This window comes from Paenibacillus artemisiicola (genome assembly GCF_017652985.1).
Lineage (GTDB): Bacteria > Bacillota > Bacilli > Paenibacillales > Paenibacillaceae > Paenibacillus_Z > Paenibacillus_Z artemisiicola.
Window position 1 is genome coordinate 557168 of sequence record NZ_JAGGDJ010000002.1, and the last position, 17513, is coordinate 574680.

The following is a 17513-nucleotide window of genomic DNA, read 5'->3' on the forward strand; positions in this document are numbered from 1 at the left end:
TGTTTAATAGGAAGTCGTTCATTTCTATATTTCTTTGCGAGAGGATGGATCGTCCATGCATGCTGTTCAAGAGCCTCAAATGATCGGCAATTATATCGGCGGCCAGTGGAAGGCGCCGGCAGGCGGCGGGAGTACGCCGAGCATCAATCCCGCCAGGAAGAGCGAAATCGTCGGCTACGTGCCCGATTCGCAGATCGGCGATCTGAATGAGGCCGTCGAAGCGGCGGAAGCGGCCAGACGGTCTTGGCGCAAGCTGGCCGGCTCGCAGCGCGGCGCGCTGCTGTTCAAGGCGGCGGACGCGATGGAGCGCAGACTCGACGAGATCGGGCGGACGATGTCGCGGGAGATGGGCAAGACGTTCGCCGAGGCGAAAGGCGAGACGGCGCGCGGCGTGGCGATTCTGCGCTATTATGCGGGGGAAGGCATAAGGAAAATCGGCGACGTCATTCCGTCGACCGACGCCGATGCGTTCATGTTTACGACCCGTTCGCCGCTTGGCGTCGTGGGCGTGATTTCGCCGTGGAATTTTCCGGTGGCGATTCCGGTCTGGAAGATGGCCCCGGCTTTGATTTACGGTAACGCGGTCGTGTGGAAGCCGGCGACGGAGACGGCGGTAACCGCCGCGAAAATCGCGGAATGCTTCCATGAAGCGGGACTGCCGGCCGGGGTCCTGAACATGGTCATCGGCGGCGGCCGCGTCATCGGGCAGGGGATCGCTTCGCATCCCGGCATTCACGGCGTGACGTTCACCGGTTCCAACGAGGTCGGCAAGCAAATCGGCCAAACCGCATTGAGCCGCGGGGCGAAATATCAGCTGGAGATGGGCGGGAAGAATCCGATCGTCATCGCCGCGGACGCCGATCTCGATCTGGCCGTCGAAGCGACGATTAGCGGCGGGCTGCGCTCCACCGGCCAGAAATGCACGGCTACGAGCCGCGTTATCGTCGTTCGCGACGTGTACGAGGCTTTCAAGGAAAAGCTGGTAAGCCAGGTCAAAGCGCTTAAAGTCGGCGACGGCTTGGAAGCATCGACGTGGCTCGGGCCTTGCGCCAACGAGAAGCAGATGGAAACCGTCCTGTCCTACATCAATCGGGGCAAAGAGGAAGGCGCGGTCCTGCTGTGCGGCGGCGAACGGCCTGAAGGCGCGGAGTTGGCGGACGGGTTCTACGTCACGCCGGCCGTATTCGACCGGGTGACGAGCGGGATGGCGATCGCGCAGGAGGAAATCTTCGGACCTGTGCTGACGCTGATCGAGGCCGACGATTTCGAATCGGCGATCGGGTTGGCGAATGATACGGAATTCGGGCTGAGCGCCTCGGTCTATACGCGGGATATCGGCAACGTGCTGTCCTTCGTTCATGAGATGGATGCCGGTCTTGTCCGGATCAATGCCGAGACGGCCGGGGTGGAACTGCAGGCTCCGTTTGGCGGCATGAAGCAGTCGAGCTCGCATTCGAGAGAGCAGGGACAGGCGGCGATCGAGTTCTATACGTCCGTCAAAACGGTGTTTATTAAACCGTAACCGCTTCGGATAAGGTGGAATGAAAGTTGGGCAAACCCGCGGTATTCAGCATTATCGGAGGGGCCGGATTCCGGGCGCAATATTATCTCCGCATTGCGAAGGCGCTTCCCGACCGGTTTCGGGTAAGCGCCATGACGGTCCGCGACGAGGCTAAAGGACGGGAAATGGAGAAGCGGTGGCAGGTGCCGGCCTATCGGACGATGGAGCAGATGCTGGAGAAAGACCGTCCGGACTTCGTCGTGGTGTCCGTCAGCGGATCGGCGCAGCCGGGCTATTTGCTTCAGCTCGCCGAACTCGGCATTCCGGCGTTGGCGGAAACACCGCCCGCGCCGAACCTCGAAGGGCTGATCGAGCTGCACGAGAAGCTGACGCTCCCTGGCGCCCGCATTCAAGTTGCCGAGCAGTACCAATTCCACCCGCTGAACGAGGCCAGAATGGCCGTTATTCGGGACGGAAGGCTCGGGGAAATTACGCAGGCGACCGTATCGATATCCCATCTGTATCATGGCGTCAGTCTGCTGCGCAAAATGCTCGGCATCGGGTTCGAGGACGTCGCGATTCGCGGAATGCGGTTCGAATCCGACTGGCTGGCCGGCCCGAACCGGAGCGGTCCGCCGAAAGAGGAGAAAATCGCGACCTCGCGGCGGGATCTGGCTTGGCTCGATTTCGGGAATAAGCTCGGCATCTACGATTTCACCTCCGACCAGCACCGGTCTTGGATTCGCTCCAATCATCTGTCCGTCCGCGGCGTGCGCGGCGAAATCTTCGACCGCCGTCTGAGTCTCCTGCACGATTACAAGACGGCGCGGCCGCTTGAATTCCGGCGGATCAACAAGGGCGAATGGGAAAACGCCGAAGGGTATTTCCTGCAGGGGATTATGGCGGGGGACCAATGGGTATACGAGAATCCGTTCATGCCGGGCAGGCTGTACGACGATGAGATCGCGATCGCTTCCTGCTTACAGAAGATGGCCGCTTATGCCGCCGGCGGGCCGGATTTTTACGGGCTGCCGGAAGCGTCGCAGGACTGCTATCTCGGTTATTTGATCGAGCAGGCCATTCAAACCGGCGAGAACGTGCCGTCCGTCCGCCAGCCGTGGGCGCCGAAATAAGCGGCAAGGCGCGTTAGACCGACAAGCTGCGCCGTCCAAAAGGAAGATATGAGCTCTACTCCCGCAAACTTCATGCCTAACTCTAAGGAGGCAATACCATGACAATGCCGCAACGCAAGCTAGGTTCGACGGGAATCATCGTGGGGGAAATCGGAATGGGCGGCATGCCGCTGTCCGTTACCGGGCGCCCTTCCGAGGAAGACGGCATCCGAACGGTGCATGCCGCATGGGAGCAAGGCATAACACTGTTCGATACGGCCGATTCGTACTGCTTGAACGCGACCGAGAACGGTCATAACGAACGACTGCTGGCCAAAGCTTTGCAGCATCATCCCGAAGCGGTCATCGCGACAAAAGGCGGCCACATTCGTCCGGAAGGACGCTGGGAAACCGATGGCCGTCCCGAACACTTGCGTCAAGCGTGCGAGGACAGTTTGCGCGCGCTCGGCGTGGAAGCGATCACGCTCTATCAATTCCACCGGCCGGATCCTAAGGTTCCGTTTGCGGAATCCGTGGGAACCGTCGCGGAATTGCAACGGGAAGGGAAGATCGTTCACGTGGGCCTGTCGAACGTTTCCGTTGCTCAATTGGAACAAGCCCGCCAGATCGTAACGGTCGCGTCTGTTCAAAACCGCATGAATTTGTTTGACCATTCGTCCATGGACGTGCTGAAGCGCTGCGAAGAGCTCGGTATCGCGTTCCTGCCATACAGCCCCCTGAACGGCATGGGCAACGCGCGCGGCATCGGCAGCAACGAGACGTTATCCCGGATCGCCGCAAGCCATGGCGCGTCGCCGCAGCAGATCGCGCTTGCCTGGCTGCTGCGGTTGTCGCCCGTGATTCTGCCGATTCCCGGCGCCAGCAAAGCGGCGAACATCGTGAACTGCGCCGGCGCTACCGACGTGAAGCTTTCCGCCGCGGACATCGACGAGTTAAACGGAATCGCCGCTCAAATCACGGCCTAATTCCATCGGGTATGTATGTACGAAACCATCGCCAAGCGGGTGATGGTTTTTTACGCACCCGGTTCCGCGGATCTTTACGGGCCGAACTTAACCTTACAATCCTGGAGGAATGGCTGCATGAATACGGATCGAAGAGAAGGCATGAAAGTCGACAAGGAAAAGCTGAAACGTTTGGTTCGCGTCATTGCGCAAAAAGTCGGCATGCCGGAAGAAAAAGCGGCATTTCTAGCCGAATTATTAGTCAAAAACGACCTTAGAGGCATATTTAGTCACGGCACCGTACAGATCGCCGCCTATGCCCGGATTATGCGCGACGGACTGATTAATCCGGATCCGCAGTGCCGTATCGCAACGGATTCCCCGGCGACGATGATGATCGACGGAGACGGAGGTCTTGGCTATTTTGCTGCTTTCAGGGGAGCAGAGGAATTAATCGACCGCTGCCGCAAGACCGGAATTGCGGTCGCCGTTACGCGCAATCATGGACATATCGGCGCGGCGGGGATTTATGCCCGTTTATTGGCCGAGAACGACCTCATTGGTTATGTCACGTCCGGACATCAGCTATCGCTGCGCCCCGAGGATTCCATTATGCGGGCAGCGGGAGGTTCTCCGATGTCGTTCGCCGTGCCCGGCGGGGCAGAGGGTCCGATGGTGCTTGATTTTGGCGCCATGCATGACTTGTATGAAGACTCTCCCCATGTATCGCAGCTATTCGAATTAGCGCCCGGCCTTGTTTTTCGCAGCATGGGACTGGGGTTCATGTGCCAAGCCTTGGGAGGCTTTCTGGCAGGCGTTCCGGTAGAAGAAGAGCGGGCTGCGCGCAGGTACCAAGGCGCCAATCAGGGTTCTCTGATTATTGCGCTGGATCCGGGTTCATTCATAGATACCGGAGCCTTCAAACATGAAATGGCAGCTTATAGGAAGTTAACCAGCCACATGCGTCCAATGCCGGGGTACGATAGGGCGACATTACCCGGCGTGCTGGAATCCGAGCGCGAGGTCGATTTCGGCAACTCGGGCATTCCGGTAGACGAGCATCATAAGGCTGTCCTATCCGAGGCTGCGGCTGAATTCGGCGTGGAGATGCCCTTCTGAAGATCCTTCCATCACCCCCTCCGCGAACGGAGGATAACGAGAGGAGTGAATACGGATGGCAATCCCTTTATTATTCGGTCCGTACGGGAGCGGGGAGCTCCCCGTTGACGTGAAAGACTATGGCGTCAACGCCAGATGGTTTCACCTGTTTAACGAAGCCGCTTTCGAAGCTTGCGCGGAGCAGGAATTGGAAGCCTGCGTGGAATTCAAAACGTTCCGTGCCGATTTTCAAGCGCATCCCGAGCTCATTCCCATCGGAGTCGACCGAAAACCGATTCGTTACGGCCGCTTGGTTCAAGGAATCTGTTTATCGCAAAAGGAGTACTTGGCCAAAATCGAAGAGGAACTGCTGGCGGGCATCAAGCAATTTAAACCCAGAGGAATATGGCTCGATTATTTGACCTACGCCGGCTGGTTCGAAACTTCCGAGCCGGATCTGCAGGAAAGCTGCTTTTGCCCGGACTGCATTGCTGACTTCTGCAATACCGCCGCTGTCGACGCCGCGGATCCGCAAGAAATATTGGCCTGCTATTCGGAAGAATGGAAGCAGCATAAATGTCGTAAAATCGCCGATTTCGCGCTCCACTATGCGAGGTTGATCAAGGCACATGGGCCGGATTGCATCGTCGGCGCTTATATGTGTCCATGGACCCCCGATGAATTCGATGGCGCGCTGACCCGAATATTTGCCCAGAGCTATCACGACCTTGCGGAAGCGATTGACGTGTATACGCCGCTAATTTATGGTTCGAAAAGCGGGCGCGGCCCCGCCTGGGGAAGGGAATGGCTCGCACAATCAGCCGGATTTGTTCCCGAAGGCCGCAAGGCTCAACTGATTTTGGATGCGTTGGATTACCCGGAGAGTCTGGAGGAAACCGCGCGATCCGAGGTTCCATCATGGGGCATTCAGGTATTTGCAGGCGCTTCGCTGTTTCGCGATAAGGAAAAAGCGATCGTGTTCAGGAATTCGGTTGAGACGATCCGGAACCTTCTCCCGGGCGATCGAAGCGTTTGAAGATCGTCTTCTCTTCCTGTAAGTTCATTTCGAGGCAAGCGAAGCGGCTCACCGGAGCAAGAAGAATAATTCGGCTCCGCTGCGGGAAAACCAACTAAGAAATGCAAACTACCCGTGGAGGAGTGAATGACCGTGAGAAAAAAATTTCTTCTTACCTTGGTGCTGGTGGGTTGCTTGACCTTACTAGTAAGCGCCGGTGTACTTAGCGCTCGTGGAACAGTCACGAACAACGCTAACGACGGCGGAATGAATAACCAAACGTATAACAGCCAAGGGATGAACGCAAACAGCTACAATGCTACATCCACTGCAGGCGGCAACTATCGCGCCACTGCTGCGAACGATGACAATGGCATGGATTGGGACTGGCTGGGCTGGTTGGGACTGCTCGGATTGTTCGGCTTGAGAGGACGCAGTCATAATCGCGAGCCGGAGCGTCGATAGTCACTATCTATAGAGCCGAACAGCAAATAAATAGGACCCGGCGGCGCTTATAGTCAGGGCGTCAAGAGCATAATGCCAAAAAAGCTGCGTGAATCGCAGCTTTTTTGATTTGAGACATCGAGTTGTTAATATTTTTTTCGGCTTCGAAACATCCGGAAGATCGCGAAGATCACGATCAGCCATAAGCCGATGCTTAGCAGCGAGAGCAAGGGAGAGCCGAGAGTAAAACCGGCGAACGGATTGAACAGGGAGCTCACAATCGTACCCAATGCCAGCCCTCCGAGAAGGCCGCCGAAAATTCCGCCAAATCCGGTCCGCTGCGCGGGGGACGTTCTCGGTGCCCCCGGATTCCGGACATTTTGGTCTTGTCTGGGCGCCGTGCGGCCGGGGCCGACTCCGGGATTAAAGCTTTGTCTGGGTGAGCGTATCGCGCCGCGGCGATAAGGCTGAACCGTATAGGTTCGTTCGTTTTCCTTTTGGTTCCCGATCCGCGTATCGTACGACGGTTTCTCGTATGAGCTGCCATGCGCGGGTAATGACGAAACTCCCAGAACCCAAGAGAACAGCAGAATGAACGCCAACGTTTGTCTCATCTTGTATAGGGTCACCTCACCCGTAGCATTCCCCGCCTCAGGCAGAACATTCGCGATGCCGGTCAACCGTTTCAATCGCTGCGTATTTATACTTGCCTTTCATGGTCGCGATGGCAGCCGAGCCAGCAGGCGTCCGAGTAGGGATAGTTCGTGTAACGAAGCCATTGACTTGGTAAAGAAAATGATATATCTTTATATTAAGATAATTGATTTAAAGATATTTACTCAGTCGGATCAGTAACCTTATTTTAAGGAGGAGTCGTATATGCGCAGCCTACTACAAAGAATAAATGAGTTATCCCGAATGGAAACGATGAATGGCTTAAGCGAAATGGAAAAAACGGAGCAGGCTGCTCTTCGTCAACAATATCTCCAGCAATTTCGCGGCTCGATCAACAGCATTCTCATGAATGTGACCATTTATGATCCGAACGGCGTTGACGTAACGCCCGAGAGATTAAAAAGGGAGCAAGGCCGATTCGAATAAGGTTCCACGGATCGTTAAACGCTGTGCCGAAGGCTGATTTTTGCGAATGACGGTCGTTAAGTCTAAGGAGGCAAACAAATTGGCGCCTGAACGTCGAACGAAAACGGTAGGATTGATCGTAGGAAGTTTAAGAGAACACTCGTTTAATCGCATCATTGCCGCGGCTATCCCCGAGTTGGATACATCTCTTGCATTCGAGTGGATCCCCTTAGCGGATCTTCCGCTCTATAACGAAGATGTGGATCATGGAGACGGTCCCGAACCGGTCCGGCGCTTTCGCGAAGCGATCAATCGGGTCGATGGCGTCATCATCGTCAGCCCCGAATACAACTCGGGCATTCCCGGCGTACTGAAGAACGCGCTGGATTGGGCTTCGACTCCGGCCAAAACCGCCGCGCTGCGCGGCAAGCCGGTCGGGCTGGTCGGCGCTACTCCGGGCGTCAAGGGTACGATTCTGTCGCAGCAGCAGATTAGACAGACGTTGGAAGCCATTCAAGCCCGCGTGCTTCCTTTTCATAAAATGTACGTTTCGCAAGTGGGCGATAAGGTAGACGCGGAACGGCGAACTTTAACGGATGACACAACCCGCAAGTATCTGAAGCGATACGTGCAGCAATTCATCCTTTGGATCGATCAAGCTCGTGCTTTGGATTAAAGGCCTCCATGCAAAAACGACGGTTCGAGACGTTTGGTTCACGTCTTGAAGCGCCGTTTTTTGTAAGGAGAGATCACATATGAACCGGAATTACGAATTTTCCGCGTCGATGACCTCGTCGAGGGAGGTATGTACATCGCGCTCTGCGGTTTCAATAATGGCTTGATCGGTTTCGTTCGCGCCTTGGATGGCCGCGGCTGCTTCGGCCTGCCGATTCAATTGCGCTTCGGCTTGACCAATCCCGTGGGCTTCTTGATGATTCCGGCTAGATGTCATTGTTATCACCTCCAACGTTCCATTCAACAAACTCGGTGCAATTGGCTGGACTTAGGACGCGCTGGTCGCCAATTAGAGTATGTCCCTCCGGGTTTCCCGTCATTCGATTTGAACCGAACCATTTGCCGATTCCAATTGAAATCGCCAAACTATACAAGAGCCGCTGCCCGATATTTAACCGCTCCTTTTATGCCGATTATGTCTCGCCCGGGCACGAGCCTTTCCCGAAGACGGAGACTTGGTTGTGGATGAAGGCGGACTCGGCTTGATCGCAAAAAGCGCCAATACCGAGCAAATCAGCGCGCTGCCGGCGAAGAGGTAGAAGAGCCAGGCTTCCCGGTTCATCATGACCGAGGCGATTAACGGGCCGAGCGCAACGCCGATGAATCGCGCGCTGCTGTACAAGGACGTGATCGTGCCGCGCTGTTCCTTCTCGATGCCTTCCGTAATGAGCGCATCCAAGCTCGGAAGGACAAGGCCGATCCCGGCACCGCTCACGCACATCAGCGCGATCAGGAACCACATGCTTCGGGAATCGGCGATCCCGCAGGATAGCATGGCGGCCATGAGCACGATTAGCCCGACGACGCTGAACAGCTTCATGCGGCGCTTGTTTTCGCCGACGATTTTACCCGTGAGGTAGGACAAGAGGCAGATGGCGCTTAACGGAATCGCGAGCAGCAGCCCCTTGCGAATCCCGGAAATCCGGTGATGGTCTTCGAGCACCGTCGAGAGGTCGTACAGGAACCCGAACATGATGAACATGCTGAGGCAGCCGATCGCGAAGATCGCGTATAGCCAGTGTCCCTTCTCGGCGAGGAGGGACGCGGTCGTATGAACGAACTTGCCAAAGCCTCGATCCGCCGCCGCGTCGGAATCGCGCGGAGCGGGCGTTTTCACCAGGAACGCGACCGCGAGGATCGAAATGACCGAGATCGCCGGAATGACGGCCAGGGGCAAAAACCATACAACGGCCGCCAGCGCGGAGCCGAGCACCGGACTCAGCACTTTCCCGAAAGTATTGGACGTTTCGATCATGCCAAGACCGCTGCTCACTTCCTCTTTGCTTTGGAACATATCGCCGACCAAGGGGAGCACGATCGGGAAGGCGCCGGCCGCCCCGACGCCTTGGACAAGCCTGCCCAGCAGAATCAGGCTATAGCCCCACTGTGCCTGCATGAGCCAAGCCGCCAAGCCCGATACGAGCCCGCCGGCCGCCACGATGCAAAGCCCGATGAGGATAATCCGTTTACGTCCGAAGACATCGGATAAATAGCCGGCGACGGGGATGCAGAAGATCGATACGGCGGCGTAGACGGTGATGATCAAGCTGGTCTGCAGCCCGGATATCTTCAGTTCCCGCTGAATCAACGGGAGAACGGGGATGAGCATGGAGTTCGCGAGCGTCATGATCAGCGGGATCGTGGATAAGGCCGCCAGATCCAGCTTCTTTTTTTCCTTCATGTCGGCCTCCTTCTTGTCTCCGGCAGCCGTTCGACTTCATCGACCGCGCATGAAACGGATATAATGTCTCTCTATTTAGTAGGAATTATCCGTCGCGCGGGCCAAAAAACTCGCCGGTATGCCGAATAGGGGAGAAGCCGCCAGGAGATTGTAATGGTGGCTGACGATACCGAATAAGGAGCGCTGCGCATGTATTACTACAAAGAGGAATTAATCAACAAGATCGAAGTCGACCAACCCGATCCCGCGGCGGCAAAGGTGCTGCAGGAGACGCTGGGCGGCCAATTCGGCGAGATGCGGACGATGATGCAGTACTTTTTCCAAAGCTCTAATTTCCGCGGGAAAGACAAGCCGTTCCGCGACTTGCTCCGCGGCGTGTTCCTGGAAGAAATCGCGCATGTCGAGCTTGTCCAGAACACGATCAACCAGCTGTTGAACGAAGCGGGCGGTTCGATGCCGGGCAATGAAGCCGCGGATGCGGCGCCGCTGAACGAAGCGATCAAGCACGCGAATCCGCATCATTTCATCATGGGGGCGAAGAGCTCGCTTCCGGTGGATGCCGGCGGCAATCCGTGGAACGGTTCCTGGGTCTACAGCCACGGGAATCTGATCGCCGATATGCTGAACAACGTGGTTTTGGAATCGACGGGCGTCCTGCAGAAGACCAGAATCTATGAAATGAGCAGCAATAAGGCCTTCCGCGAAACGCTCGGCTTCCTGATCGTCCGCGACAATGCCCATCAGAACGCGTTCGCCAAAGCGCTCGAGGCACTGGGCGTCGAATGGGGAAAGCTCTTCCCGGTACCGAATTACGATATTAACAAGTACCCGGAATGCCGTAAATTCGTGGATATGGGGTACCACAACGTGCAGTTCAATTTCCGGCTGGACGATACCCGAATCGGCGAAGTGCTCTACGGCAAGTCGCCAAGCCGCAACGGCGAGGCCTTCACGGTTACGCCGCCGCCCGCCGGATTCCCGGTGCCGCAGCTCCCGGATATGCCGAACGAGCATAGCCCGGGCTTGGTGGACATGATGAACTAACGAATCGTATGGCGAACGGGCCCGAGAGAGGATCTCGGGTTTTTTGCGTTTGGCGGAATATCCGTTGATGGCATCAAGCAATGGTTTGGATTCATTTGAAGCGGGAGTCGAATTCCTGGTTGCAATGGATGGTCAGCCCAGATTGATTGTCTGAAGCTGGCAAGTATAGCTCCTTCGCGTTCAACAAACGTTATAGCATGTGCGCAAGTAAGAGCGCGGATTCTGTTGGGGGGAATAGCATGAAGTTCGTACTTAAATGGATCGTTAACGGCGCGATCATGGTCGCGTCGTTGATGTATTACGCCCACGCCTCGCTGTGGTATGCCATTGTGACCGCTACCGTCATTACGATCATTGCTTATTTCGTGGGCGATCAGCTGATTTTACGGATGACGAACAACCCGGTAGCAACGATCGCGGATGCCATATTGGCTTACGTTCTTCTATGGCTTGCGGCGGATTCCTTTAATTGGAGTCTGAGCGTCGGGGAAATCCTAATCATCGCGGTCGTCTTAGGCATCGCGGAGTGGTTTATTCATCGGTATGTGCTGCAATCCGATTTGGAGGTCCGGCCAACACGATAAAAGAACGATGTATAGGAAAACTTGAATTCTTCGTCTACTATGAAAAGGAGTGAGCCGATGGGCATTTTAAGCGGTAATCCCAAGCATGAGCCATTGCATTATGGAGAGGTCTTTGACATATGGTCGGCTTCCACGGCTGCCAAAGGCTGCATCTCCTCCTATCGTTTGCTTAAAAATCATTGCGGGGACAAGGATTTGCGAAAAATCCTGGATGACGTCATTGATCAGGCCGAGTTGGAAGCGAGCGAACTCGATACGATTTTAATCAAGAATGGCATTGTTCCGTCACCGACGTTTCCTGACCGTCCGAAAGCGAACGTAGAGGATATTCCGGCAGGCGCACGGTTTACTGACCAGGAAATCGCGCCAATGGTATCCGTAGATATAGCTGCCGGGTTGGTCGCATGCAGCCAGACCATTGGAAAGTCTGTCCGGGAAGATCTCGCGGCGCTCTTCAAAAAATATCATGACGCAAAAGCAGCGACCGGGCTTAAAATATTGAGGTTGAGCAAAGAAAAAGGCTGGCTGATCCCTCCGCCCTTGGTATTAAATAAGCCGGAAACGGTAGAGGTAAACGCCTAAACGGACTGGCGTTAGCCTGTTTCGAGCAGATGGCGTGTCCATTTTAGACAAAAAGCTCAGCAACGCAATCACGCTATGTTCTACGGCTTGCCCTGTCCCGGTTGGGTCAGGGCTTTTTTTGCATCCCGCCGCTTGTTCGCGCCGCGGAACGTCCGCGCGCGGCATTCGTACGACTGGCGTTAACTGCTCGGAAGCGAAAATAACACAGGAATTTATCCTGCGTAATCTCAACGTCGCGGCAGACCGATCGCGATATCGCCGGGATACCGATTCCGATGCTATAATATAAGCACAAGCAGAGAGAGTGTCAGGATGGTAGTCAACACGCGGAAAATTCAGCTTGCCCTCGCGGCGGCGGCAGTGCTGCTGACCGGCTCGTTGGCGGGCTGCACGCCGAACGGGAACGGCGTCAACGCGGCCGGCAACGAAAATGAAGGCAATAAGGCCGGCGCGGATGCGTCAACCCCGGGGAACGCGAACAAAGGGACGGCCGAAAATGAAGGCGCTTCCCAAACACGTTCATTCACTTACGGTTGGAGGAGAGCAACGATGGACTTTCTGAAGGTTGAGGGACGAAGAATCGTCGACGGCCGCGGCCGCGAAGTGCGTCTGCGCGGATTTTCGTTCGCGAGCTGGCTGAATTGGGAAAATTTCATTCTCGGCATGCCGGGGCATGAAACGGGCGTGCGTCAGGCGCTCGTAAGCGTGCTGGGCGCAGAGCGCGCGGAGCATTTCTTCACAAGCTTCTTGAACCATTTCATTCAAGCGGACGATTTTCGCTTCATCCGGAGCCTGGGCTGCAATCTGGTGCGCATTCCGTTCAACTATCGGCATTTCGAATCGGACGAGGCGCCCTACGGCTATTTGCCCGAGGGGTTTGCATGGCTGGACCAAGCCGTCGGTTGGGCGCGCGACAACGGCATTTACGTGATCCTGGATATGCATGCCGCGCAGGGCGGGCAAAATCCGAACTTCCACTCGGACACCATAACCGGGCACGCCGCCTTCTGGGACCACCAATCCCACCGGGACCGCGCATCCGCATTATGGCGGGAGATCGCCCGCCGATACCGGGACGAGCCGGCCATTGCCGGTTACGATCTGCTGAACGAGCCGATTCCGCCGCATATCAGCCAGTTGAACCGGTTCTATCTCGAGGCGGTTCGGGCTATCCGCGAGGTGGACGAGCGGCATATCGTGTTTATCGAAGGCGACGGCTATGCGACCCGCTTCGACGAGCTTGATCCGCCTTTTGACGAGAATGCGGTGTACAGCATGCATTACTACTCCGCCTGCGGGATGGGAAATACGGAATATCCCGGGACGGATCCGCATTCAGGCCGATACTGGGACCGCGAAGCGCTGAAACGGGAATATATCGAGCGGAGCGCGTTCATGCGCAAGCATGGCGTGCCCAACTGGTTCGGCGAGACGAGCGTCACGTTTCCCGCTTCGGTCTCGCAAGCATCGCGGATGCGTTTTCTGGAGGATACGCTCTCGATCGCCGAGGAGCAGGGCGATTCCTGGACGTTCGGCATCTACAAGGACCTGGGCAAAACCGGCATCGTCCATGTCGATCCGGCATCGGAGTGGGTGAGGCGCACCGCTCCGGTCAGCCGCGCGATCGACGCGCTGCATTGTAATCCGTTCGCGGACCATGCGGACGAGAACGATTGGATCGCCTTGTGCCGCAAGCTCGGCAACCATATCCATCAAACGATTGGCGGCCTGGACGGGAGCGCCTCGGCCGAGGAGCTGAACCGAACGGTTCTGTTCCGCCTGAGCGAATGCATCGCGCCGGTTCAGCTGCAGATTCCGTTCGCCCGTCAATTCTCCGCGCTGAGCGAGGCGGAGATCGACGGCATGATGCAGTCGTTCCTGCTGCGGAACTGCCGCCGGCACGAAGGCTGGGCCGATATCGTGCGCCGCACGACCGGCGCGGACGCTCAGTGAGCGATTGCGTCGTCCAGATATTCCAAAGATCGGCCGCGGGAGCGCCCCGCGGCCTTTTTTGCCGTTCGCGTATACGCCTTGGAATAGCGGCATGGTAAGTCGGAAAGGCGCCTATTTTAAACACCGTTCAAAATATGCATCGCACTAGTAACCTCTTTTGAAAGTCAACTCGAATTACGCGGAAAATGCCGGGGAATGGCGTCGAAATTGCAGGGTTTTTATTCGTTGACACCTATCCGCGCGTGATTTATTATCGGCTTCAGAAGCGGATGATTTTACTAATAAAACGCTGTTCAATATTGGAGGTGAACCGAGCGTAAGTCTTCATTACAATTAATCGGAGGCGAAACGATGCAAACGATGCAAAGGATGAAACAGCAATACCGGCAGATCGCCGCGCTGGTCGTTTTTGCGATGTTGACGGCGCTGGTCACAACGGGAGGCAAGCCGATTCATGCGGCGGCAAGCGGACAGAGCGAAGAGCAGACCATCTTCACCGTCCAGACGCCGACCGGCTCCGACAGCGATACGCGCTATGAACTGGGAACGCGGTTCGCCGCGGAGGTAGACGGCCTCATTACCAAGGTTCGGCTTTACGCATCGGCGAGCGAAGGCGGGACGCACACCGTCCGGATTTGGAACGCGGAAGAGACGGCCGTGGTCGGAGGCCCTTATGAATGGACCTTCGAAGCCGGGACGGCGGGCTGGAAGGTATTCGAGCTGCCGAAGCCGGTAGAGGCGGCCGGCGATACGGATTATATCGTCGCGGTCTCGAATGGCGAAGACAAGTACTATTCCCATGAAAGCGGCGGTTTCTCCAAGCCGATCATCAATGGCAATCTCATTACGTATAAAGGGAGCGGTCTATTCACGACCAAACTGGGACAAATGCCTTCTACGTCCTTCGGCGACGCCAATTATTTCCGCGACGTCGTCTTCGTGCCGAAGGCGGCGGAGGCGGAGACGCTGTTCGGGAAGAGCCAAAGCCCGGAACCGACTACGGACGCCATTCCGTACGAGCTCGGCGTGAAGTTCTCCTCCGACGCAGCGGGCTGGATCACCGCCGTCAACGTGTTCGGGGTGAAAGGCGAGACGGGCGACCACACGGTTCGGATCTGGTCGACGGACGATGGAAAGCTGCTCGCCGGTCCGTATACCTTCGCCTTCGCGGGCAACAACGACTGGGTCGCCTTCGAGCTTCCGGAGCGATTGAGCATTCAAGCGGGCGTCACCTATACGGCAGCCGTGTCCACGGGCAGCGACGACGCCAAGTATTATCCCGTCGTTCCGGGCGGTCTGAGCAAAGCCGGCTCCAATGGAAGCCATCTCGCTTATCCGGCGAATGCGGGCGTGTTCTCGACCGCTGTCGGCGCGATGCCGAAGGATTCCTTCGGCGGAGGCAATTATTTAAGGGATATCACGTTCCAGCCGAACGCCTCGATTCCTCAGGGGATCCAACGCTTCAACCGGGTTAAGGACACGATCGAGGCGCTTGGCGCGATTCAAGATTTACACCTCGACTTGTCCGACTACGAGAGGCTGACCGTGGTTCAGAAGGTGCAGGCAGTCGAGCTGCTTCTCGCGAAGCGTCCCGAAACAGGCTTCGTTTCCCGGGCCGACGCGCAAGCCGCGCTTGATACCGCGATCGCGGACGTTCGGCGGCAATCGATGACCAAGGCATTGAAATACGTGAATTGGGCGGCGGTGCCGGAAGCGATGGAGGATGCGCTTCTCTCGCCCGATTTGCAGCTGGCTTTGGGCTTCTTCGACAAGCTGAGCGAGACGCAGAGAAAGGCGGTTACCCGGGAAATGATCCGGAAGCGGCCTGCTGCCGGGTATGCCGACCAGGCCGCGGTACAGGCCAGGTTCGACAGCTTGGTCTTCGGCGATATCAAGGGGCGGCCGGAGGAAAGCATGCTGGCCGATTGGATCAACCGCGGTTTCCTCGTCGGTCATCCGGATGCCACGATCCGTCCGGACGAGATCATGACCGCAAGCGAATTCGCGGCACTCGCGAACCGCGCGCTGCAGCTCGGCGACGGGGAAGCACTTCGCTTGAGCGACTTCGGTTATCCCGCCGGCAAACCGTTGACCATCGAGGACGGCGCGGTTCTCGTTGCCCGAATCGCCAATCTCGATACCGGCGTTGCCGTCAACAAGCTCGACAACTACAAGGATGCCAAACAGGTGAAGCCAGACAATCGAAAATACGTCAACGCCGCGTTGGCAGGCGGCTATCTGAAGCCGGTCTCCGGCGACAGGCTGGGTGCGAATCAGAAGCTCACCACGGCAAAGGCCGTCTCCCTGTTGTACAGCGTGGTGGATCCCGATGTCGGCCAGCCGAACTTCTATCCGGTCGGCGTCTGGCAGCAGAGCGCGAGCAACGCGATGGCTTATCGAAATATCGGCATCAACATGTACGTGGGACCTTCTTCCGGGCTGACCGATGCCAATTATCGCTTATATGACGCCGCGCATATGAAGCTGATTCTCGGGCAGGATGCAACGGATCGCAAATTCTGGCCGGATTCGATGATCTATGCGTGGATGCAGTCTGACGAACCCGACAACGCGCAGTCGGACGGCAGCGGCGGCTACGGTCCGCCCATTCAGCCGGACGCGGTCGTGCAGAACTACAACCGGTGGAAGGCGGCGGATCCAACCCGACCCGTGTTCCTGAATCTCGGTCAAGGCGTGGCGTGGAAGGATTGGTACGGGCGCGGCACGGATACCGGCAAGCAGGAGCTGTATCCGGAATACGCGAAGGGCGCCGACATCGTATCCTTCGACATCTATCCGGTCAATTCGACGGATGCGCCGGTCGCGGGCAAGCTCCATCTGGTCGCTGAAGGCGTGAGTAACTTGAAGACGTGGACGGAAGGCCGGAAACCCGTCTGGACCGTAATCGAGACCTCTAATTACAACGGGGTGGAAGGTCATACGCCTACCCCGGAGCAGGTACGATCCGAAGTATGGATGGCGATCATTCAAGGAGCCTCGGGTTTGGAATATTTCACGCACTCGTTCAATCCGACCTTCATCGAGGCAACGCCGCTCCAAGACGAGACCATGAAGGCGGCGCTTGCCAAGCTGAACCGGCAAATCCGCAGTCTCGCTCCCGTTATCAACAGCGGTAGCATCGCCCAAGGCGTATCCGTTACAGCGGCCAATTCGGCGGCTCGGATCGATTCGGTCGCAAAGGAACACAACGGGGACCTGTACGTATTCGCGTCCGGCGCGAGCAGCGAAGACACGAAGGCTACGATTCATGTGCCTTACGGCAAGACCGTCGAGGTCATCGGCGAGAACCGCAGCCTCGCCGTCAAGAACGGCGCCTTTGCGGACAGCTTCGCGGGCTATGGCGTCCATCTCTATCGAATCGTCAAGCAATGATGCACTCGAATGAAGCGACGCGCTGCTTCGCCTGCCCGACTGCCGGTTGAACCCGGCAGTCTTCTCGCGGGATCGCAAGCGGCACCTCCGGTCGCATGTGCTCCCCTTCAAATAGAGCGGTTGTCGATCGCGCTTGAAGGGGAGCATTTGCGTCCAAAAGCCGCGCCGCGGATAAAGAGGCGATAGGGGGAAGAAAGGGGGAGTCGCGGGGGCGATAGTCCGCCAACCGGCTGTGCGAATGCTAACGACCCTAAAAAAACGAGGTCGGCCAGAAAGCGCTGGCGACCTCGTTGAATGCGGCATGATCAATTCAACCATCAACTTAG

Annotated in this window: 16 protein-coding genes; 13 read left to right on the top strand and 3 right to left on the bottom strand. The window is 56.9% G+C overall.

Going from position 1 to position 17513, the window contains the following annotated elements; genetic code table 11:
* The first annotated feature begins 55 nt into the window (after positions 1 to 55).
* The 6 genes from gucD (at position 56) to I8J29_RS05675 (ending at position 6156) form a co-directional block, all read left to right on the top strand.
* Positions 56 to 1522 (top strand): alpha-ketoglutaric semialdehyde dehydrogenase GucD, encoded by a 1467-nt coding sequence (gene gucD / locus I8J29_RS05650; RefSeq protein WP_208846675.1) that lies wholly within the window; start codon positions 56 to 58, stop codon positions 1520 to 1522.
* A 26-nt stretch (positions 1523 to 1548) separates the two neighbouring features.
* Positions 1549 to 2634 (top strand): Gfo/Idh/MocA family protein, encoded by a 1086-nt coding sequence (locus tag I8J29_RS05655; RefSeq protein ID WP_208846676.1) that lies wholly within the window; start codon positions 1549 to 1551, stop codon positions 2632 to 2634.
* A 98-nt stretch (positions 2635 to 2732) separates the two neighbouring features.
* On the top strand, positions 2733 to 3599 hold the full coding sequence (locus I8J29_RS05660; protein WP_208846677.1) for an aldo/keto reductase: 867 nt from the start codon (positions 2733 to 2735) through the stop codon (positions 3597 to 3599).
* Between the two features lie 117 nt (positions 3600 to 3716).
* Positions 3717 to 4697 (top strand): Ldh family oxidoreductase, encoded by a 981-nt coding sequence (locus I8J29_RS05665; RefSeq protein ID WP_208846678.1) that lies wholly within the window; start codon positions 3717 to 3719, stop codon positions 4695 to 4697.
* A gap of 109 nt (positions 4698 to 4806) precedes the next feature.
* Entirely contained in the window at positions 4807 to 5712 is a 906-nt protein-coding gene (locus tag I8J29_RS05670; protein WP_208846679.1) for a hypothetical protein, read from the top strand.
* Between the two features lie 132 nt (positions 5713 to 5844).
* Positions 5845 to 6156, top strand: coding sequence for a WGxxGxxG family protein (locus I8J29_RS05675; protein ID WP_208846680.1), 312 nt, complete (start codon positions 5845 to 5847; stop codon positions 6154 to 6156).
* Positions 6157 to 6281: 125 nt separating this feature from the next.
* On the opposite strand, the gene I8J29_RS05680 is transcribed toward I8J29_RS05675, so the two are convergent.
* Entirely contained in the window at positions 6282 to 6749 is a 468-nt protein-coding gene (locus I8J29_RS05680; RefSeq protein ID WP_208846681.1) for a hypothetical protein, read from the bottom strand.
* 265 nt (positions 6750 to 7014) lie between these two features.
* On the opposite strand from I8J29_RS05680, the gene I8J29_RS05685 reads away from it, so the two are divergent.
* Both I8J29_RS05685 and I8J29_RS05690 read left to right on the top strand, forming a co-directional pair.
* A complete protein-coding gene (locus tag I8J29_RS05685; protein ID WP_208846682.1) occupies positions 7015 to 7236 on the top strand; it encodes a DUF896 domain-containing protein in 222 nt (73 codons plus the stop codon).
* Between the two features lie 79 nt (positions 7237 to 7315).
* Complete coding sequence (locus I8J29_RS05690; RefSeq protein WP_240545906.1) at positions 7316 to 7891, top strand: NADPH-dependent FMN reductase; 576 nt, start codon at positions 7316 to 7318, stop codon at positions 7889 to 7891.
* Positions 7892 to 7981: 90 nt separating this feature from the next.
* Here I8J29_RS05690 and I8J29_RS05695 read toward each other — a convergent pair whose 3' ends face one another.
* On the bottom strand, positions 7982 to 8167 hold the full coding sequence (locus tag I8J29_RS05695; protein WP_208846757.1) for a hypothetical protein: 186 nt from the start codon (positions 8165 to 8167) through the stop codon (positions 7982 to 7984).
* 174 nt (positions 8168 to 8341) lie between these two features.
* The gene (locus I8J29_RS05700) at positions 8342 to 9631 is read right to left on the bottom strand and encodes an MFS transporter (RefSeq protein ID WP_208846684.1); all 1290 of its coding nucleotides are present in this window, start codon (positions 9629 to 9631) and stop codon (positions 8342 to 8344) included.
* Between the two features lie 189 nt (positions 9632 to 9820).
* Here I8J29_RS05700 and I8J29_RS05705 point away from each other — a divergent pair, with 189 nt between their 5' ends.
* From I8J29_RS05705 to I8J29_RS05725, 5 genes are all read left to right on the top strand, one after another.
* Positions 9821 to 10675: a manganese catalase family protein gene (locus tag I8J29_RS05705; RefSeq protein ID WP_208846685.1), complete on the top strand. Its 855-nt coding sequence runs from the start codon at positions 9821 to 9823 to the stop codon at positions 10673 to 10675.
* A 239-nt stretch (positions 10676 to 10914) separates the two neighbouring features.
* Entirely contained in the window at positions 10915 to 11259 is a 345-nt protein-coding gene (locus I8J29_RS05710; RefSeq protein ID WP_208846686.1) for a DUF2512 family protein, read from the top strand.
* 57 nt (positions 11260 to 11316) lie between these two features.
* Entirely contained in the window at positions 11317 to 11841 is a 525-nt protein-coding gene (locus tag I8J29_RS05715; RefSeq protein WP_208846687.1) for a DUF3231 family protein, read from the top strand.
* Between the two features lie 312 nt (positions 11842 to 12153).
* A complete protein-coding gene (locus tag I8J29_RS05720) occupies positions 12154 to 13794 on the top strand; it encodes a glycoside hydrolase family 5 protein (protein ID WP_208846688.1) in 1641 nt (546 codons plus the stop codon).
* Positions 13795 to 14145: 351 nt separating this feature from the next.
* Positions 14146 to 17187 carry a DUF4082 domain-containing protein gene (locus tag I8J29_RS05725; protein WP_208846689.1) on the top strand — a complete coding sequence of 1014 codons (3042 nt, stop codon included), beginning with the start codon at positions 14146 to 14148 and terminating at the stop codon, positions 17185 to 17187.
* Positions 17188 to 17513 lie beyond the last annotated feature (326 nt).